Here is an 18,416-nt window from a genome sequence, read left to right as displayed (position 1 = left end):
GGGCACCCGGTAACGTGGACAGGCGATGAGCGCCTTGTTCGACTTGCCTGCAAGTCCCCCCTCCCCCCGGTCCGCGCACTCCCCCTCTGGGCGGCTGCTCGAAGACCTCAACCCGTCCCAGCGACGGGCGGTCGAGCACGCGGGCGCCCCGTTGCTGGTCGTCGCGGGGGCGGGCTCGGGCAAGACGCGCGTGCTGACCCGCCGCATCGCCTACCTGCTCGCCGAGCGCCAGGTCCACCCCGGCGAGGTCATGGCGATCACCTTCACCAACAAGGCCGCCGCCGAGATGAAGGAGCGCGTGGCCGACCTGGTCGGCGCGCGGGCCCGGTCGATGTGGGTGTCCACGTTCCACTCGATGTGCGTGCGGGTCATGCGCCGCGAGGCCAAGACCCTCGGCCTGTCGTCCAGCTTCTCGATCTACGACTCCGACGACACCCGCCGGCTGATCACGCTGGTGGCGCGCGACCTCGACCTGGACCCCAAGCGCTACCCGGCGCGCACGCTGGCGATCCACATCTCGAACCTGAAGAACGAGCTGGTCGACGCCGCCACCGCCAAGGAGCGCGCGACCAACGACCTGGAGCGCCGCGTCGCCGAGGTCTACGAGAGCTACCAGCGCCGGCTCGGCGACTCGAACTCGCTGGACTTCGACGACCTGATCATGCGGACCGTCGAGCTGCTGCAGAACCACCCGGACGTGGCCGAGCACTACCACCGCCGGTTCCGGCACGTGCTGGTCGACGAGTACCAGGACACCAACCACGCGCAGTACACGCTGGTCCGCGAGCTGATCGGCACCGGCTCCGACGGCGTGCCGCCGGGTGAGCTGTGCGTGGTGGGCGACGCCGACCAGTCGATCTACGCCTTCCGCGGCGCGACGATCCGCAACATCGTGGAGTTCGAGCGGGACTACCCGCAGGCCACCACGATCCTGCTGGAGCAGAACTACCGGTCCACCCAGACGATCCTGAGCGCGGCGAACGCGGTCATCTCGCGCAACCCGGACCGCCGGGACAAGCGGCTGTGGAGCGACCTGGGCGACGGCGAGAAGATCGTCGGCTACGTCGCGGACAACGAGCACGACGAGGCGGCGTTCGTCGCCCGCGAGATCGACCACCTGGTGGACGGCGGCGAGGCGAACAACGGCGAGATCGCCGTGTTCTACCGGACCAACAACCAGTCGCGCGTGTTCGAGGAGATCTTCATCCGCCTCGGCCTGCCCTACAAGGTGGTCGGCGGCGTCCGGTTCTACGAGCGGCGCGAGGTGCGCGACGCGCTGGCGTACCTGCGGGCGTTGTCCAACCCCGACGACACGGTGTCGTTGCGGCGCATCCTGAACGTGCCCAAGCGCGGCATCGGCGAGCGCGCGGAGGCGTGCGTGTCGCTGTACGCCGAACGCGAGCGGATCGGCTTCGCGGCGGCGTTGCGCGACGCGGTCACGGGCAAGGTGCCGCTGCTCAACCCGCGTTCCCGCAACGCGATCGCCGGTTTCGTCGAGCTGATGGACGAGCTCGGCGTGCTGGTCGAGCGCGGTGACGACGTGGCCGACATCCTGGAAGCGGTGCTGGAGAAGACCGCCTACCGGGCCGAGCTGGAGGCCAGCGAGGACCCGCAGGACCACACCCGGGTGGAGAACCTGAACGAGCTGGTCACGGTGGCCCGCGAGTTCGGCGATCTCGGCGCCGCGGTGCCGATCCCCGACGAGGACGAGGGCCTGCCCGCCGAGGGCTCGCTGGCCGCGTTCCTGGAGCGGGTGTCGCTGGTGGCGGACGCCGACTCGGTGCCGGACGCGGAGTCCGACGGCGTGGTCACGCTGATGACGCTGCACACCGCCAAGGGCCTGGAGTACCCGGTGGTGTTCTGCACCGGGTGGGAGGACGGCGTCTTCCCGCACATGCGCGCCCTGGGCGACCCGGCGGAGCTGGCCGAGGAACGCCGCCTGGCGTACGTGGGCATCACGCGCGCCCGGCAGCGGCTGTACCTGTCGCGGGCGCTGGTGCGCTCGGCGTGGGGCCAGCCCTCGGCGAACCCGGCGTCGCGGTTCCTGGACGAGATCCCGGCCGACCTGCTCGACTGGCGGCGGATGGAGCCCAAGCGCTCCGCGCCGTCCGCGCCGACGTCGTGGGGCGGCGGTCGCGGGTCGGGCACGTCGCGCCCGGCGCCGACGAACGCGGGCTGGAAGGACACGCCCGCGCTGAAGCTGGACGTGGGCGACCGGGTGAGCCACGACAAGTACGGCCTCGGGCGGGTGGTGGCCGTGGACGGCTCCGGACCCCGCGCGACCGCCACGATCGACTTCGGCGGCGCGGGGACGGTGCGGCTGATGCTCATCGGCGGCGTGCCCCTCGTGAAGCTCTGAGGCGCGCTCAGCCGTAGTTCGCCGTCCTACGTATGTATAGGTGTTCCGGTCGACCCCCGAGGGTCGACCGGTGTTCACCTGAACGTGGCCGAATTCTCGTGCAACCCGAATCCCGCACGTGCGTCTATAGGGGTGTCACCAGCGGGGTGGCCGGGTCGTTCGGGGCGAACCGGCCAGGGGGGAGCCGCTCGGTGGCGCAGGGGGGTTGCCTACGGGGGTAGGCGACGGGCGGGAGTCGCGTCGGGGCGGTGACCGCACGAGGGACCACCTTCGGGGGGCGGTTCCGCGCAGTGGAGGGGCCGGGCTGCCCAGCAGCCCGGCCCCTCCGACCGTTCCACGCTCGTGACGAGCCCCGTCGGCTCAGACGCTGATGCCCTGGGCGTTCAGCCAGCCCAGCGGGTTGATCTTCTTGCCGTCCGCGTTCCACACCTCGAAGTGCAGGTGCGGACCGGTGGAGAAACCGCGGTTGCCCATGCGCGCGATCTGCTCGCCCGCCAGGACCCGCTGGCCCTTGCGCACCGAGTAGGTGTCCACGTGGCCGTAGACGGTCACCGAGCCGTCGGCGTGCTCGACCTTGACCCACAGGCCAAAACCGCTTGCCGGACCGGCCTCGATCACGACACCATCTGCGGCGGACAGGATCGGCGTGCCGATGGGGCCCGCGATGTCGATGCCGTAGTGCATCTCGCCCCAGCGACCGCCGTACCCGGAGGTGAACTCACCGGCGGCGGGACGGGCGAACTTGGGGCGCCGAGCCTCGGCCTCTTCGGCTTCGCGGGTCTCGGTGATGTGCTGGCTCTTGACGAGCTTCTGCGCCTCGGCCGCGGGGTCGACCGTCTTGGCGACGGGCAGGACCTGCGGGGAGGCGGGGCCGGTGCCACCGACGCCGAACGCGGCGGCGCCATCGGCCGCGGCGTTCGCGAGCGGTGTGACCTCGTCGGCGGAGGCCGGCGAGTCGGAGCCGAGCGCGTGGAGCGTCTGCCCCGCGCCGGCGGCGGCGAAGGCGCCGACGGCGACGGCGGCGACCACGATCCGTCCGCGCAGCGCCGAGGGCGGGGGCGGGAGCCGGTGCGTGCTCACCGTGCGGGCCGAAGCGCGGTCTACCGCTTCGTCGAGCACAGCAGAACTCGAATGGCCGCCGGGGGAGCGGTGTTGAGACAAAACCTGGCCTTCCGTCTTCGGGGAGTCCGGTCGGACTACCGGGCGGGGGATCCCGGTTGAGCCGGTCGGGGTACCGGCTCGTCGTCCTGCTTGTGACCAGACCGTGACAACGGACCGGGGGAAGATAACGGCGCGGAGCCCTTAAGGGCAATCCCCGAAGCCAGGGATGCCCGTTTAGGGGTGAGTGGGACATCCGCGCGTATGACCGGTGACTCAGGGTCATGAACGGGCTACGAAAACACGGCGCGTGCAGGCACGATGGGGTGATCCCCACTGTCATGCGAACGAGTGATGGCGGTCACAACCAGCTCAAGGGTGCGGGTATCAACCGGTAGTGAAAGGTGACCTGAATCACGTATCCGGTGCTCCTCCACGACCAACGCCGGGTGCTCCAACCGGGCGTTCCGCTGCGGGACGATCACCTGGTCCATCTCGCTCCACACCACGACGAACCTGGTGCGGCAGGGCGGGGACGGCGCGGCCAATTCGGACAACAGGTCGGAACCGGGCCTCAACTGCCTGGTCAGCGCCGTGGGCAGCAGGTAGGCGGCCACCGTGCCGCGGTGCGGGGTGCCCAGGGTGACCAGCGTGCGCACCCGCGCGTCGCCGTTGAGGCGCTGCACGTAATAACGGGCGATCAGGCCGCCGAGCGAGTGGCCGACGACGTGCACCTGGTCGGACCCGGTCTCCTCGCAGATCCGCTCCACGTGCTCGCCCAGCAGCTCCGCCGACCGCCGGACGTCCCCCGTCAACGCGGTCAGCACGCTGTAGTTCACCGCGCGGACCACCCCGAAGCCACGCCTCCGCAGCGCCCCCGACAGCACTGCGAAGGCGGACCGGTTGTCCCCGATGCCGTGCACCAACACGATCGGGGTGCCCGCCGCCTCCGGGGCCGAAACCAGGAGGCCGCGCCGGCGGGGCGGCAGGCGGTCGGTGCGGTAGTGCGCGTCGGGCTTGACCCGCTCTTCCAGGACGCCCCACGGGTAGAGGACGGTGCGCGCGGCCAGCCAGGCGGCCTCGACGGCGACACCTCGCACCCCGCCGGGGGAGGCGGCGGCCCGGAGCACACCGCCGGCGAGCCCGAGGGCCTCGCCCGCCACGCCCAGCCCGGCGTCCACGCCGGCGCCGACCCGGCCGGACCAGGTCTCCACGAGCCGCCGCACCGCGTCACTCACCGGGCTGAACGTAGGTGATGCCCTCACCCACGGGCAGTACCCGGAGGGCGGTGTCCACAACCCCCGGCGGTCCCGACCGCCGCCGTCGCCGCCGGCCCCGTTTTGCTAGCGTCCGACCGGTGATCCGAACCGCTGAACCGGTCTCACCGACCCGCACGAGGCTCCGGACGGCGGTCGGCACGGCCGTCGCGGGCGCGCTCCTCACCGCGGTGGCCCCGGCTGTCGGCGTGGTCGACGGCTCCGCGCCACCTGCGTTCACCGCCTGGCCGTTGCTGGCGCCGCTCGCCCTGCTCCCGGCGGCCCTGGCCGTGCTCTTCCTCGCCAGGGGGCAGGAGCTCACCGCGGCGGCGGCACTGGTGGCGCCCGCCGTGTTCGCGGTCGGCCGGCTGTGCGCCGACCTGCAGCTCCTGGTGGACCCGATCGACGCCGCGCGCCCCGAGCTGATGCGCCCGGCGAGCCTCGACCCGCCCGGACCCGCCGCCGGCCTGTGGCTGCTCCTGGCCGGGCACGTCCTGCTGGTCGTCGCGGGCCTGCTGGCCACCCTGGGCGCGGAACCGGACGTGCGCGGCGAACGCGCGAGCTTCGCCCTGCCCGCCACGGCGGGCATCGTCGCGGGCGTCGGCCTGTTCACCGCGCCGTTCACCTCGTCCGACGCGCTGGTCCCGGCGCGCGGGGCGGTCGACTCGCCGACGCTGCCGATGGTGGGCGGCCTCGTCGTCACCCTGGCCGCGCCCGCGCTCGCCGTCCTCGCGGCCAGCGCCACCACCCACGAGGGGCGCCGGGGCGGGCTGCTCGGCCTGGCCGCCGTCCTGCTGTCCTTCGCCGTACCGCCGATCGCCGCGGCCGTCGCGGTCGACGCCCTCGGCCTGGCCGTCGGCCCGTTCCTGGTCCTCGCCGGCGCCGTCGCGCTCGCCTGGCCGCAGCGGGCCGTGGAAGACGACAAGAACACAGAAGAGCGCGACGTCGAACTGCCGGGGCAACGCCGCCTGCACGTCATCGCCGGCGCGGTGGGCCTGGTCGCCGCCGCGATGGCCGCGGTCGGCGCGTCGACCGACCACCTGGTCCTGCCCGACGGCTTCCCGCCGCCCGTGGACTACGCCGCCCGCCTGCTCTGGCCGGCCGCCATCGCGACCGGGGTCCTCGCCGCCGCGCTGCCGGCCAAGGCCGCCGTCCGCCCCGCCTTCACCGTCGCCGTCGCCACCATCCCGCTGAGCGCCGCCGGCGCGCTCGACGCCGTCTTCACCGCCACGCAGGTCGACGTGGTCCAGCCGGGCGTCGGCGTCTGGTTCACGGCGGGCTCGGTGGTCGCCGCCGCGGTCGCCGCCGTCACCGCCGCCCTGGCCGGCGCGGTCGAGCGGGACGAGGTGGGCACGACCGCGGCCGAACCGCCCCTGCCGCTGGTCGCCGCCACGCTGATCGCCGGGCTGCTCGCGATCGGGGCGTTCACCCTGCCCGTGCTGCGGGCGCCCGACTACGTGCCGATCGGCGCGTTCGGGCTGCGCGTCGGCTCGTTCGGCCTGCTCGTGGCGTTGCTCGCGGTCGTGGTCGCGGCGGTGGTCGCGCTCAAGGCCCGGCCGAGCCGCGGCGCGGCCCTGCTGCTCGGCGCGGCCGTCGTCACCGCCGTCCGCGCCTGGGAGTACCCGCTCACGGCGGCGCGCGCCGCCGAGGCCGCACCCGGCCCCGGGCTGTGGCTGGCCGCCGCCGCGACGGCCGCGTTCGTCATCGCCGGCGCGTTGCGGACGGCTCGCTGAACCGGTCGTGGGGTCGACCGCCCGGCCGGTGGTGGTGATCGACCTCACCACCTCTATGACGGACTTCACGGGCGTGGGGTGCGGTGGACTCCGGGCTGGTCGATAGTGTCTTGCGAAGCCGCGTCGAGCCGGTCCCCCCACGGCTGTGCCGGCGTTCCAGGTGATGCCTGGTACGTGTGGGCACCAGGCCCCAGCCTGGAGCGCCGGGACCTCAGAGGACCGCACGACCTGACGCGGTGTCCGACACCGACGTCGCAGGAGACCCGAGTGGACCTGTACGAGTACCAGGCGAAGGACCTCTTCGCCGCCCACGACGTCCCGGTACTTCCGGGCGACGTGGCGACCACCCCCGCCGAGGCCAAGGCCATCGCGGAGCGCTTCGGCCAGACCGTCGTGGTCAAGGCCCAGGTCAAGACGGGCGGCCGCGGCAAGGCCGGTGGCGTCAAGCTCGCCGAGACCCCGGACGAGACCTCGGTCAAGGCCGAGGCGATCCTCGGTCTCGACATCAAGGGCCACATCGTGCACCGCGTGCTGGTGACGCCCGCGTCCGACATCGCCGAGGAGTACTACTTCTCCTTCCTCCTCGACCGCGCCAACCGCACCTTCCTGGCCATGGCCAGCGTCGAGGGCGGCATGGACATCGAAGAGGTCGCCGCGACCAAGCCCGAGGCCCTGGCGAAGGTGCCGGTGGACGCGATCACCGGTGTCGACCGCGCGAAGGCCGACGAGATCGTGGCCGCCGCCAAGTTCCCCGCCGAGGTGGCCGACCAGGTCGCCGACGTCATCGTGAAGCTCTGGGAGACCTTCGTCTCCGAGGACGCCACGCTGGTCGAGGTCAACCCGCTGGTCCGCGACCCCGAGGGCAGGATCGTCGCCCTCGACGGCAAGGTCACGCTCGACGAGAACGCCTCCTTCCGCCACCCCGACCACGAGGCGCTGGTGGACAAGCAGGCGGAGGACCCGCTGGAGGCCAAGGCCAAGGCGAAGGGCCTCAACTACGTCAAGCTGGACGGCCAGGTCGGCATCATCGGCAACGGCGCCGGTCTCGTGATGTCCACCCTGGACGTGGTGGCCTACGCGGGCGAGAAGCACAAGGGCGTCAAGCCCGCGAACTTCCTCGACATCGGCGGCGGCGCGTCGGCCGAGGTCATGGCCAACGGCCTGGACATCATCCTGCACGACCCCGACGTGCGTTCGGTCTTCGTGAACGTCTTCGGCGGCATCACCGCGTGCGACGCGGTGGCCAACGGCATCGTGGCCGCGCTCGGCATCCTGGGCGACGAGGCCAAGAAGCCGCTCGTGGTCCGCTTGGACGGCAACAACGTGGAGGAGGGCAGGCGGATCCTCGCCGAGGCCAACCACCCGCTGGTCACCGTGGTGGACACTATGGACAACGCGGCCGACAAGGCCGCCGAGCTCGCGGCTGCGGGGGTCTGACGATGGCTATCTTCATCACCAAGGACAGCAAGGTCATCGTCCAGGGCATGACCGGCGCCGAGGGCACCAAGCACACCAAGCGGATGCTGGCCTCCGGCACGACCATCGTCGGCGGCGTGAATCCGCGCAAGGCCGGCGAGAAGGTCGACTTCGACGGCACCGTGCTGCCGGTGTTCGGCTCGGTGGCCGAGGCCATGGAGGCGACCGGCGCCGACGTCACCGTGATCTTCGTGCCGCCTGCCTTCGCCAAGGCGGCCGTGATCGAGGCGATCGACGCGGGCATCGGCCTGGCCGTCGTGATCACCGAGGGCATCCCGGTGCACGACACCGCCGCGTTCTGGGCGCACGCCGTGGCGACCGGCAACAAGACCCGGATCATCGGCCCGAACTGCCCCGGCCTGATCAGCCCCGGGCAGTCCAACGCGGGCATCATCCCGGCCAACATCTCCGGCGCGGGCAAGATCGGTCTGGTGTCGAAGTCCGGCACGCTGACCTACCAGATGATGTACGAGCTGCGTGACTTCGGCTTCTCCACCGCCATCGGCATCGGCGGCGACCCGATCATCGGCACCACCCACATCGACGCGCTGGCCGCCTTCGAGGCCGACCCGGAGACGGTGGCGATCGTGATGATCGGCGAGATCGGCGGCGACGCCGAGGAGCGGGCCGCGGCCTACGTCAAGGAGAACGTCACCAAGCCGGTCGTCGGCTACGTGGCGGGCTTCACCGCGCCCGAGGGCAAGACGATGGGCCACGCGGGCGCGATCGTGTCCGGCTCGGCCGGCACCGCGCAGGCGAAGAAGGAAGCCCTGGAGGCGGCGGGCGTCAAGGTCGGCAAGACGCCGAGCGAGACGGCCGCGCTGATGCGGGAGATCATGCAGTCCATCGGCTGACACTGGGCCGTTCGTGAGCGACGCTGAGGGCCATCTCCTGCCGGGAGGTGGCCCTCAGTGCGTTCCGGGACGAGTCAATGCGCACATTGGGGGGAACCACGGAGGTCCGGTCGCCGTCGGAGAGTGCGCATCGGCTAGCGTTCTGTCGACCCGAAATCAGTTCCGCAGGTGGAGGAGACCGCATCATGTCCCAGCCGTACGGCGCCCCTCAGCAGCAGCCGGGTCCGGCGCAGCCGGCGGTGGGTGTGAACCTGAACCTCATCCTTCCGCTGGTCGCCGCCGGTCTGGCGCTGATCGTGTTCCTGCTCGCGTTCGCCGACGACGTCCAGTTCGACCAGTTCCTGATCGCGGCGGGCATCCTCGCGGGTCTGTCCGTGCTGCCGAAGGCGCCGAGGGGCTTGCTGTACGCGGCGGTGCCGCTCGCGCTGATCCCCACGCTCAACCTGCTCCAGGGCCTGATCACCACCGAGGCCGACGTCCAGGGCATGCAGATCGTGCTGCTGATCGTGGCGCTGCTGCTGTCGGCGGCCGTCGTGATGAGCCTGCTGCTGGAGACCGGCATCGTGAAGCTCCAGCCGAAGCCCGCGAACGTCTACGGCCAGCCCGGTGGCTGGAACCCGCAGTCCGGCGCGTTCCCGCAGCAGGGCCAGCAGCAGTTCGGCCCGCCGTCCGGCCAGTTCGGCCAGCAGGCGCCGCCGCAGCAGCAGCAGGTCCAGCAGCCGGGCCAGCCGCAGCCGACGTCCTACATGCCGCAGCCCGGCCAGTTCGGCCAGCCGGGCCAGCAGCCCGGCCAGGGCACGCCGCCCGGTGGGTTCGGCAGCCCCCAGCAGGGCTGACCAAGTCGTGGGAGGGGTGGCGCCGGTACTCCGGCGCCACCCCTCTTCGCGTGTCCGGCGAGTCTCGCCCGAACGGCTCACCGCTACTGGGACAGTGGGAGGATGTCGGTGCAGCAAACGACCTCGCACGGCGTCGTGACGGACTCCGTCCGCCCGCCCGAGTTCTCCCGTGCCGAACGGGTGCGCGTGCTCACGATGACCGCCGCCGGGTCGGTGGTCATCGGCTACGCGGGCGTCGCCGCCCTGTTGGCGCTGATCTCCTCGACGGCCGCGCACGCGTCGTTCTCGACGACCGGTGTGCTGACGGCAGCCGCGCCGGGCTGGTTGGTCGCGCACCACGTGCCGCTGCGCTTCGACGGCGGGCAGCTCGGCCTGCTGCCGCTGCTGCCGACGGCGCTGGTGATGCTGCTGGTGTACCGGGCGGCGGCGGGCGCGGCGGACCGGTTGGGGCTGTTCGAGCCGTTGCAGGCGCGGTCGGTGGTGTTCAGCATCGCCGGCGCGCACGCCGTGGTGGGCAGCGTGATCGCGTTCCTGATGGGTGACGAGGGTCCGGTCCGGGCCACGCCGGCGGTGGCGTTCTTCGGGTGCGCGGTGGTGTCCGGGCTGGCTGCGGTCGCGGGGGTCGCGCAGCGGTGCGGTCTGGTGGAAGTCGTGTTCGAGCGGATCGACCCGGTGGCGCGGCGCGGGTTGCGCGCGGGCGCGCTGGCGTTGTTCGGGCTGGTCGCGGGCGGTGCGCTGGTGCTGGCGCTCGGGCTGGTGTTCTCGTGGTCGACCACCGCGTCGCTGTTCGACCAGAGCGGTGGCACCATCGGCACCGGTCTCGGCATCTGGTTGCTGTGCCTGGCGTACCTGCCGAACGCGGTGGTCGGCGCGTTGTCGTACGTGGTGGGCGCGGGGTTCTCGATCGGCGCGGCGGTGGTCGGCCCGCTGGAGTTCGTGGGCGGTCCCGTGCCGCCCGTGCCGCTGCTGGCCGCGTTGCCCGAGGCGCAGGCGGGCTACCTGCCGCTGGTGCTCGTGCTGCCGGGCGTGGTCGGCGTGGCGGTCGGGTTCTCGTTGCGCGACGCGGCCGAGACGCCGCGGACCCGGGTGCGCGCGGTGCTGGTCGCGGCCGTCACCGCGGGCGTCACCGCGCTGGTGCTGGCGGCGGTGGCCGGTGGCACGCTGGGCGGCGGGGCGTTCAACCCGGTCACCATCCCGGCGGGGCTGCTGGCCGTGCTCACGTTCGGCTGGGTGGCCGTGCCGGGCGCGGTGGTGGCCTGGTTCGCCGGCCCCCGGCCGCCGCGCGTGGTCCTGCCCGAGCCCGAAGCGGAGGTCGTCGTGGACGAAGAGGGCGACGAGGCCGACGAGGACTACGACGACGAGGCCGGGTACGACGAGGAAGCCGACGAGCTCGAAGAGTTCGACGAGGAAGACGCAGACGACGAAGAGGACGACGAAGAAGAGGGCGAGGACGAGGAGTTCGACCACGACCTCGACGAGTACGACGACCTCGACGAGGAGTTGGCCGAGGACGACGACTCCGAGGACTTCGAGGAAGGCGACGACTCCGACGAGGAGGGCGACCCGGACGAGGACGACTCCGACGAGGACGGCTCCGACGAAGGCGGCTCGGGCGAGGGCGGCTCGGGCGAGGGCGACGAGGCCGACGACGCCGACCCGGAGGACCTGGCCGACAAGCCTCGCTAGGCACCGCCTAGGCTGCTCTTGAGCTGCTGTGACAGTCCCCAGCAAGGAGAGCACGCTGAGCGCCGCGACCACACTCCGGCTTCCCGTCCCCGCCAGGGTCGTCGTCCTCGTCTCCGGTTCCGGCACCCTGTTGCAGGCGTTGCTGGACGCGGCGGCCGACCCCGGATACCCGGTCGAGGTGGTCGCCGTCGGCGCGGACCGCGCCGGCATCGAAGGCCTGAGCCGCGCCGAGCGCGCCGGCGTCCCCGCCTTCACGGTGAAGCTGCGCGACCACGCCGACCGCGGCGCGTGGGACACCGCGCTCGCCGACGCCGTCGAGTCGCACGAACCAGACCTGGTGGTCTCCGCCGGGTTCATGAAGATCCTCGGACCCGCCTTCCTGGCCCGCTTCGGCGGCCGGATGGTCAACACCCACCCCGCGCTGCTGCCCGCCTTCCCCGGCGCGCACGGCGTCCGCGACGCCGTCGACTACGGCGTGAAGGTGAGCGGCGCGACCGTGCACCTGGTGGACGGCGGTGTGGACACCGGGCCGATCCTGGCCCAGGAAGCGGTCGTCGTCGCCGATGACGACGACGTCGAAAGCCTGCACGAGCGCATCAAGGTGGTGGAGCGGCGGCTGCTGGTCGACGTGGTCGCCCGCCTGGCCCGCGAGGGCTGCACCGTGAACGGACGAAAGGTGAGCATCCCGTGACCACTCCTGCCGAGAGGCGACCGGTTCGCCGGGCCCTGATCGGGGTTTCCGACAAGTCGGGGCTGGTGGAACTGGCCACCGGCCTGCACGCGGCCGGAGTCGAGATCGTCTCCACCGGCGGCACGGCGCGCGCGCTGGCCGACGCGGGCGTGCCGGTCACGCCGGTCGAAGCGGTCACCGGGTTCCCGGAGGCGCTGGACGGCCGGGTGAAGACGCTGCACCCCGGCGTGCACGCGGGCCTGCTCGCCGACACCCGGCGCTCCTCGCACGTGGAGACGCTGCGCGAGCTGGGCATCGAGCCGTTCGACCTGCTCGTGGTGAACCTGTACCCGTTCGCGCAGACGGTGGCGTCGGGCGCGTCGGCGGACGAGTGCGTGGAGCAGATCGACATCGGCGGGCCGGCCATGGTGCGCGCGTCGGCGAAGAACCACGCCAGCGTGGCCGTCGTCGTGGACCCGTCGCGGTACTCGTGGGTGCTGGCGCAGGTCGAGGCCGGTGGCTTCACGCCGGCCGAGCGGCAGGGGCTGGCCGTGGACGCGTTCCGGCACACCGCGTCCTACGACGTGGCCGTGGCGTCGTGGCTGGGCAGCGTGGTCGCGTCGGACGACGAGGGCTCCGGCTTCCCGGGCTGGGTCGGCGCGACGTGGAACCGCAAGCAGGTGCTGCGCTACGGCGAGAACCCGCACCAGCGGGCGGCGCTGTACACGCAGGGCGACGGGCGCTCCGGGCTGGCGACGGCGGAGCAGCTGCACGGCAAGGAGATGTCCTACAACAACTTCGTGGACGCCGACGCGGCGTGGCGGGCGGCGTGGGACCACGAGCTGCCGTGCGTGGCGATCATCAAGCACGCCAACCCGTGCGGCATCGCGGTGTCCAAGGTGGACGGTCCCGGTGCGGTCGCCGAGGCGCACCGCAACGCGCACGCGTGCGACCCGGTGAGCGCGTTCGGCGGCGTGATCGCGGCGAACCGCGAGGTGACCGTGGAGATGGCCGAGCAGGTGGCGGAGATCTTCACCGAGGTGATCATCGCGCCCTCGTACGCCGACGGCGCGGTGGACGTGCTCACCCGCAAGAAGAACATCCGCATCCTGGTCGCGCCGTCGCCCGAGCGCGGCGGGGTCGAGATGCGCGCGGTGTCCGGCGGGTTGTTGGTGCAGACGTCGGACACCATCGAGGCCGAGGGCGACGACCCGGCCAAGTGGACCCACGTGTGCGGCACGCCGTTGGACGAGGAGGGCTTGGCCGACCTCGCGTTCGCGTGGCGGGCGTGCCGGGCGGTGAAGTCGAACGCGATCCTGCTGGCGTCCGGCGGCGCGACCGTCGGCGCGGGCATGGGTCAGGTCAACCGGGTCGACGCGGCGCGGCTGGCGGTGGCGCGTGCCGGTGACCGGGCGCGGGGCGCGGTGGCCGCGTCGGACGCGTTCTTCCCGTTCCCGGACGGGCTGGAGGTGCTGCTGGAGGCCGGTGTGCGCGCGGTCGTGCAGCCGGGTGGGTCGGTGCGCGACGCCGAGGTGATCGCGGCGGCGGAGGCGGCCGGCGCGACCGTGTACCTGACCGGCACGCGGCACTTCGCGCACTAGTCGTCGGTGAGCGGGGGCTCTTCGCCGGGTGCGAGGAGCCCCCTTCGGCGTTACTCCGAGGTCACTTCCCCGGCGACCTGGAGGAGCACCGCCTCGGCGTCCGCGACGGGGAAGTCGGAGTCGGTGAAGAAGCCCTTGTCGCGGCCCTGGTAGCGGATGTTCCACACCACCGCGCCCTTGCGCACCAACAGGTTCACCTCGGTGAGGTCGCCCGGCGAGGACGGGATGAGGATCATCGACTCGTCGCCGACGTCGAGGGCCTTGGCCTGCTCGCCGGTGGCGTACGAGGTGAAGCTCGTGTAGTTGTCGTGCGCCTGGTCGAGGTTGCGGTCCGGCTTGTCGGAGAACGTGGTGAAGTCGTAGACGAGGAAGCTGAGGCGGCGCGGGTCGCGGCCGTCCTCGCCCTTGGTCTGCTCCCACGCGCAGTGGGTCTGCTTCATGCCCTTCTTGGCGTCGGTCGGGGCTTGGATGAGCCGGAAGCTGCTGACGTGCGCCCGTGATTTCAGGTCGGCGCTCAACTCGCACTGGGCGATGGGGTCCGTGCCGGGGCCGCCGCCGGGTTCCTCCGCGTACTCCAGGTACATCGAGCCGACCACACCGGCCACGACGAGCACGACGACGCCGATCACGATCCCGATGACCAGGCCGGTCCGCTTCTTGCGCGGCGGTGGTGGCGGGCCGTACCCGCCGGGCGGCTGCTGGTAGCCGGGCGGCGGCCCGTACCCGCCGACGGTGGGCTGCGGGCCGTGACCTGGCTGCTGGGGCCAGTTCTGCGGCTGCTGCGGCTGTTGTGGGTGTCGAGGTTGTTGCGGGTGCTGCGGGTGCTGCGGTGCGTTCACGGTTCCCCCCGTGGTGCGGTCGGTGCGCGCGGAGCAGTCTGCCGGCCACCCGATCGTGGACGCTGCCGCCATTGACAGCGGGTGGTCGGTTCGGGATAAGATCACCATGTCGTTCGAACAGATGTTCGATAGACAGGTCGCCGAACTTCCCACGGCGATCCGCGCACAGGGGTGCGCGCGGATCTGTGGGAGGAGGGCGGGTGTCCAGGTCGGCAACGGCGACGCTGACCGCGCTCGGGGTAGGCGCGGCGGGCGAGCTGACCGAGGCACCGGTCCGGGCCCTGCCGGTTCGCGGGGAACTGGCAGGGCTCCTCCCGTGGGGTGGCCTGCGGCGGGGCAGCACGGTGTCGGTGCGAGGGTCGACATCGTTGCTGTTCGCCCTGATGGCCGCGGCGACCGCGGAAGGGTGCTGGGCGGCCGTGATCGGCCTGCCGGGGTGTGGGGCACTCGCGGCGGCCGAGTCGGGCGTGGCCGTCCACCGGCTCGCCCTGGTCCCTCGGCCTGGTAGGGATCAGGGTGAGGTCGAGAAGACCGTGGCGGCCCTGTTGGACGGGTTCGACCTGGTCGTGCCGGTCACGCCCGCGACTTCGCGCAAGCTCTCGGCACGGGCGCGTCACCGCAAGGCGGTCCTGCTGCCGTTCACGGTCTCGTGGCCGACCACTGGCCCAGCGCTGCCGCCCGCCGGCCGGCCGTTGGTGTCTGCCGACTCACTGCCGACCACCGGTCTGCCGCTGGTGCCCGCCGGTTCACCGCCGTCCGCCGGCCTGCCGCATCCCGCCTCCGCCGGTGCGCCTCGTGCGCCCGGTGCGACCTTGCTTCCTTTGTCTCCCAAGCCTTCCGCACCGACCACCACCGCCGAAACGGCGGTGTGAGCCGTGCGCGTTCCCCGAGTCGTCGAAGAGGTGAACACCTTGTACACGCTTGCCGTCTGGTGTCCTGACTGGCCGGTGGTGGCGGCCTCCACTGAGGCTTCCCTCCCGCCGCACCTCCCCGCCGCTGTCGTCGGATCGGGTGAAGTCATCGCCTGTTCGGCGGTCGCGCGCGCCGAAGGGGTGCAGCGTGGGATGCGGCGGCGCGCGGCCCAGGGGCAGTGTCCCGAGCTGGCCGTCTTCGAGCACGACGAGGTGCGCGACGCCCGTCTCTTCGAACCGGTCGCACTGGCGGTGGAGGAGCTCGCGCCCGGGATCGAGGTGGTGCGGCCGGGATTGGTGGTCGTCGCCACCCGCTTCGGCCGCGCCACCGTGCCGGCCCACCGGCTGGCCGCCGGGCTGGAGGAACGTCCCAGGTCACGGCGTCGCCCGCCGCCCGAGCTGTCGGTCATCCGGGAACTCGACCCGCCGATCGACCGGGTCGACGTGGCGGCGTTCGCGGCCAAGGGACTCGCCGAACGACTGCACGCGGGCCTCGCCGACCGCGGCCTGGCCTGCACCCGCCTCGGCATCCGGGCCACCACCGAGCACGGCGAGGAGCTGCACCGGCTGTGGCGCTGCGCCGAGCCGCTCACCCCGCAGGGCATCGCCGACCGCGTCCGCCGGCAGCTCGGCGGCTGGCTCACCCGTGCCCGCCTCGACCGGGCCGGCCCCACGTCCGGCATCCGCCAGTTGCGCCTGGACCCCGCAGAGGTGGTCGACGCCACCGCGCTGCAACTGGGCCTCGGGCAGGACGCCGTGCTCACGCCCGTGCTCGGCGGTGGACGTGGGCCGGTCGAACGGGTGCGGCTGGTGCCGTGGGGCGACGAGCGCACCCCGGCTGCGGACCCGGCCCTGCCGTGGCCGGGGCAGCTGCCCGGACCGTCGCCCGCGACGGTGTTCGCCGAACCCGAACCGGTCGCGCTGCTGGACTCCTCGGGCGCGGACGTCGTGGTCACCGGCTACGCCGAGCTGGTCGTGCGGCCGCACCGGATCGTGCACGGCGGCCGTGCGCGGCAGGTCGTGGCGTGGTCGGGGCCGTGGCCGGTGGACGAGCGCTGGTGGGACGCGGAGACCGCGATGCGCGGTGCACGACTGCAAGTGCTGGGAACCGCGGCGGACGGCGAGGAACTCGCGTTCCTGCTGATCCGCGCGGGCGGCAAGTGGGCGGTGGAAGGGGTGTACGACTGATGAGCGGTGACTTCTCCGAGCAGGATCGTCGGAGTCTGGCCGAGTGGCTGGACGACTGGGCCGGGTCGGACCGGGGCGAAGTGCCGGACCGGGACGAGGGACCGGATCGGGGCGAGGGACCGGACCGGGGTGAGGTGCCGGACCAGCGCGGTGGACCGGCCTACGTGGTGAGCTTCGGCTGGCTGCCGGCCCGGCTGCCACCGGTGGCGCCGTCGATCCCGTCACCCCGACGAGCGTCCGACGACCCGCGCTGATGGGCTGGAACAACCCACCGGTCCGGTGGTCGGAGCTGGAGCGCGCGCTGTCGGGCGAGCCTCCCGCGCCCGACGGCGGTGACAGCCCGGCGTGGACGCGCCACCGCGACCGCTACGAGGCCCCGCCCGACTTCGCGGTCAAGGTGGACGACCTCGGGTCGACCCGCGCCCGCGTGCCGTGCGTCGAGCTGCACTGCCACTCCAACTTCAGCTTCCTCGACGGCGCGAGCCACCCGGAGGAGCTGGTGGAGGCGGCGCAGCAGCTCGGCCTGGACGGGCTGGCGTTGACCGACCACGACGGCATGTACGGCGTGGTCAGGTTCGCCGAGGCGGCCGAGGAGCTCGGCGTGCGCACGGTGTTCGGCACGGAGCTGGGCCTCGGGCTGTCCGCGTCGCGCAACGGTGTGCCGGACCCGGAGGGCGAGCACCTGCTCCTGCTGGCCGCCAACCGCGACGGCTACCACTCGTTGTGCCGCACGATCACCACCGGCCAACTCGCGGGGGCGGCGAGAAGGGGCGGCCGGTGTACCGGCTGGAGAAGGTCGTCGCGGACACCCGGGACGACTGCGTCGTGCTCACCGGCTGCCGCAAGGGCGCGGTGCGGCGGGCGTTGGCGCGGGAAGGGCCGGAGGCGGCGTTCGCGCGGCTGCGGAGGCTGGTCGACCTGTACGGGGCAGACCGGGTGTTCGTGGAGCTGGCCGACCACGGCTACCCCGAGGACGGTCCGCGCAACGAGCTGCTCTGGGGCATGGCCCACGACCTCGGACTGCCGACCGTGGCGACGAACGCCGTGCCTACGCGGTGCCCGCGCGGGGTCGGCTGGCGGCAGCGATGGCGGCGGTGCGGGCGCGGGCGCAGCCTGGACGAGATGGCGGGTTGGCTGCCGCCCGGCCGCACGGCGTGCGTTGCAGGACGCGGACGATGACCCCGGCGGGTGTGCGTCCGCCGTGTCGTTTCGAGGTCGAGTTGGGCCTTGAAAGTCTGGTTGATCGACTCGGTGGTCTGACGCAGTGGCTTGAACAGTGCCGCGCCGGGCCGTTCGGTCTCGCCCTTGCGGGTCGGGCGCAGCAGCCGGAGGCCGGTGTCGGCCAGGTCGTGTTCGAAGTCGTGGCCGTAGTACTACCGGTCGGCGATCAGGACCTGGCCGGGACGCTCGGCCGCGAGCGCGGTGTCGGTGTCGGTGTCGGTGTCGAGGATGTCGAGCAGGGTGGCGCGTTCGTCGGCCTTGGCGCCGGTTAGCGCGAAGGCGACCGGCAGGCCGCCCGGGGTGGAGTCGACCAGCCACACGTCATCGGTCCACAGCGTCGTGTCGACCGCCAGAGTCCGGATCATGGTCTTGACCAGGCCGACGGCGTTGCGCAGCCGCTTGTTGCAGCCGGGTTGGCGGGGCAGGTAGCGGAACAGGTGCCCCAGGTGGGCGCGGGCGTGGCGTAACCAACGGGCCTCGCTGGTGAACCCGAGCAGCACCTGCATCACCGCCAGGGTCACCAGTTCCGCGTCGGTCAATTTCGGTCGTCACAACCCGTACATCGACACCCTCGTCCCACGTCTCCAGGTGCCTACCCCTTGGAATCAATCATCCAGCCGGTCCTGGGCCGCGCCCGATTCCCTCGCGATGGGCCGCACCCGACCCGACACGCTTCGGCGCACCCGAG

General features: G+C 72.6%; 14 protein-coding genes and 2 pseudogenes. 12 read left to right on the top strand and 4 right to left on the bottom strand.

Annotated elements, in window-relative coordinates; genetic code table 11:
- The first annotated feature begins 25 nt into the window (after nucleotides 1-25).
- Complete coding sequence (gene pcrA / locus ACQPYE_RS37315) at nucleotides 26-2,359, top strand: DNA helicase PcrA (protein ID WP_498717819.1); 2,334 nt, start codon at nucleotides 26-28, stop codon at nucleotides 2,357-2,359.
- A gap of 360 nt (nucleotides 2,360-2,719) precedes the next feature.
- On the opposite strand, the gene ACQPYE_RS37310 is transcribed toward pcrA, so the two are convergent.
- Both ACQPYE_RS37310 and ACQPYE_RS37305 read right to left on the bottom strand, forming a co-directional pair.
- Entirely contained in the window at nucleotides 2,720-3,478 is a 759-nt protein-coding gene (locus ACQPYE_RS37310) for a M23 family metallopeptidase (protein ID WP_498717818.1), read from the bottom strand.
- Between the two features lie 272 nt (nucleotides 3,479-3,750).
- Entirely contained in the window at nucleotides 3,751-4,695 is a 945-nt protein-coding gene (locus tag ACQPYE_RS37305) for an alpha/beta fold hydrolase (RefSeq protein ID WP_498717817.1), read from the bottom strand.
- Between the two features lie 119 nt (nucleotides 4,696-4,814).
- Between ACQPYE_RS37305 and ACQPYE_RS37300 the strand changes: the two genes are divergently transcribed.
- The 7 genes from ACQPYE_RS37300 to purH all read left to right on the top strand — a co-directional run bounded on the left by ACQPYE_RS37300 (nucleotide 4,815) and on the right by purH (nucleotide 13,569).
- Nucleotides 4,815-6,446: a hypothetical protein gene (locus ACQPYE_RS37300; protein WP_498717816.1), complete on the top strand. Its 1,632-nt coding sequence runs from the start codon at nucleotides 4,815-4,817 to the stop codon at nucleotides 6,444-6,446.
- A gap of 267 nt (nucleotides 6,447-6,713) precedes the next feature.
- Complete coding sequence (sucC, locus tag ACQPYE_RS37295) at nucleotides 6,714-7,883, top strand: ADP-forming succinate--CoA ligase subunit beta (protein ID WP_498717815.1); 1,170 nt, start codon at nucleotides 6,714-6,716, stop codon at nucleotides 7,881-7,883.
- A 2-nt stretch (nucleotides 7,884-7,885) separates the two neighbouring features.
- Nucleotides 7,886-8,776 (top strand): succinate--CoA ligase subunit alpha, encoded by an 891-nt coding sequence (sucD, locus tag ACQPYE_RS37290; RefSeq protein WP_498717814.1) that lies wholly within the window; start codon nucleotides 7,886-7,888, stop codon nucleotides 8,774-8,776.
- A 185-nt stretch (nucleotides 8,777-8,961) separates the two neighbouring features.
- Nucleotides 8,962-9,612 (top strand): DUF5336 domain-containing protein, encoded by a 651-nt coding sequence (locus ACQPYE_RS37285; RefSeq protein ID WP_498717813.1) that lies wholly within the window; start codon nucleotides 8,962-8,964, stop codon nucleotides 9,610-9,612.
- Nucleotides 9,613-9,714: 102 nt separating this feature from the next.
- Nucleotides 9,715-11,298 (top strand): cell division protein PerM, encoded by a 1,584-nt coding sequence (locus tag ACQPYE_RS37280; RefSeq protein ID WP_498717812.1) that lies wholly within the window; start codon nucleotides 9,715-9,717, stop codon nucleotides 11,296-11,298.
- A gap of 28 nt (nucleotides 11,299-11,326) precedes the next feature.
- Nucleotides 11,327-11,989: a phosphoribosylglycinamide formyltransferase gene (gene purN, locus ACQPYE_RS37275; RefSeq protein ID WP_498717811.1), complete on the top strand. Its 663-nt coding sequence runs from the start codon at nucleotides 11,327-11,329 to the stop codon at nucleotides 11,987-11,989.
- Nucleotides 11,986-13,569 carry a bifunctional phosphoribosylaminoimidazolecarboxamide formyltransferase/IMP cyclohydrolase gene (gene purH / locus ACQPYE_RS37270; RefSeq protein WP_498717810.1) on the top strand — a complete coding sequence of 528 codons (1,584 nt, stop codon included), beginning with the start codon at nucleotides 11,986-11,988 and terminating at the stop codon, nucleotides 13,567-13,569. Before purN ends, purH begins: the two co-directional genes overlap by 4 nt.
- A gap of 50 nt (nucleotides 13,570-13,619) precedes the next feature.
- Here the strand turns inward: purH and ACQPYE_RS37265 are convergent, their stop codons facing one another.
- Nucleotides 13,620-14,408 (bottom strand): hypothetical protein, encoded by a 789-nt coding sequence (locus ACQPYE_RS37265; RefSeq protein WP_498717809.1) that lies wholly within the window; start codon nucleotides 14,406-14,408, stop codon nucleotides 13,620-13,622.
- A gap of 200 nt (nucleotides 14,409-14,608) precedes the next feature.
- Here ACQPYE_RS37265 and imuA' point away from each other — a divergent pair, with 200 nt between their 5' ends.
- From imuA' to ACQPYE_RS37245, 4 genes and pseudogenes are all read left to right on the top strand, one after another.
- A complete protein-coding gene (gene imuA' / locus ACQPYE_RS37260; protein ID WP_498717808.1) occupies nucleotides 14,609-15,280 on the top strand; it encodes a DnaE2-dependent mutagenesis accessory factor ImuA' in 672 nt (223 codons plus the stop codon).
- A 30-nt stretch (nucleotides 15,281-15,310) separates the two neighbouring features.
- Nucleotides 15,311-16,507 carry a Y-family DNA polymerase gene (locus tag ACQPYE_RS37255; protein ID WP_498723066.1) on the top strand — a complete coding sequence of 399 codons (1,197 nt, stop codon included), beginning with the start codon at nucleotides 15,311-15,313 and terminating at the stop codon, nucleotides 16,505-16,507.
- Complete coding sequence (locus tag ACQPYE_RS37250) at nucleotides 16,507-16,761, top strand: hypothetical protein (RefSeq protein WP_498717806.1); 255 nt, start codon at nucleotides 16,507-16,509, stop codon at nucleotides 16,759-16,761. The genes ACQPYE_RS37255 and ACQPYE_RS37250 overlap by 1 nt, the downstream gene beginning before the upstream one ends.
- Nucleotides 16,761-17,662, top strand: a pseudogene (locus ACQPYE_RS37245) (PHP domain-containing protein); the annotation flags it as partial. The gene ACQPYE_RS37250 and the pseudogene ACQPYE_RS37245, both read left to right, overlap by 1 nt.
- A 1-nt stretch (nucleotide 17,663) precedes the next feature.
- Here the strand turns inward: ACQPYE_RS37245 and ACQPYE_RS37240 are convergent.
- Nucleotides 17,664-18,273: pseudogene (locus ACQPYE_RS37240) on the bottom strand (IS982 family transposase); the annotation flags it as partial.
- Between the last annotated feature and the right edge of the window lie 143 nt (nucleotides 18,274-18,416).

Source organism: Actinosynnema sp. CA-299493 (assembly GCF_050946825.1).
In the GTDB taxonomy this organism is placed as follows: Bacteria; Actinomycetota; Actinomycetes; order Mycobacteriales; family Pseudonocardiaceae; genus Actinosynnema.
Note: the sequence above shows the minus strand (reverse complement) of the source record. Positions and strands in the feature narration are given on the sequence as shown.

Bases quoted from the DNA above. Each gene is read 5' to 3' on its own strand.
- pcrA (WP_498717819.1), top strand. From the start codon at position 26: ATGAGCGCCTTGTTCGACTTGCCTGCAAGTCCCCCCTCCCCCCGGTCC.
- sucD (WP_498717814.1), top strand. From the start codon at position 7,886: ATGGCTATCTTCATCACCAAGGACAGCAAGGTCATCGTCCAGGGCATG.
- ACQPYE_RS37285 (WP_498717813.1), top strand. From the start codon at position 8,962: ATGTCCCAGCCGTACGGCGCCCCTCAGCAGCAGCCGGGTCCGGCGCAG.
- ACQPYE_RS37280 (WP_498717812.1), top strand. From the start codon at position 9,715: ATGTCGGTGCAGCAAACGACCTCGCACGGCGTCGTGACGGACTCCGTC.
- ACQPYE_RS37250 (WP_498717806.1), top strand. From the start codon at position 16,507: ATGAGCGGTGACTTCTCCGAGCAGGATCGTCGGAGTCTGGCCGAGTGG.